Origin of the sequence: Sciscionella sediminilitoris (genome assembly GCF_000737195.2) — a bacterium.
GTDB lineage: Bacteria > Actinomycetota > Actinomycetes > Mycobacteriales > Pseudonocardiaceae > Sciscionella > Sciscionella sediminilitoris.
Window position 1 is genome coordinate 1 of record NZ_JALM01000159.1, and the last position, 316, is coordinate 316.

Below are 316 nucleotides of genomic sequence, written 5' to 3' on the forward strand. Positions count from 1 at the left end.
TTCGAGGATGTGGGTGTGCATGGGTGGGGTGTCGAGGATGGTGGGGATGAGGTAGTCGGTGAAGGAGGGGTTGGTGATGGTGCCGTTGTGGGTTTGGATTTCTTCCATGACGGCGAGTCCGAGTCCTTGGGTGGAGCCGCCGTGGATTTGTCCGGTGATGGCTTGGGGGTTGATGGCTTTGCCGACGTCTTGGGCGCAGTCGAGGGCGATGACTTTGATGAGGCCGAGTTCGGTGTCGACGTCGACGATGGCGCGGTGTGCGGCGAAGGCGTATTGGACGTGGGCGTCGCCTTGTCCGGTCTCCGGATCGAGCGGG

General features: G+C 62.3%; 1 protein-coding gene. It reads right to left on the reverse strand.

From position 1 onward, the window contains the following. Positions 1 to 316: molybdopterin cofactor-binding domain-containing protein (locus AD72_RS34550; protein WP_037348412.1), on the reverse strand; the 316-nt coding region annotated here is incomplete at both ends.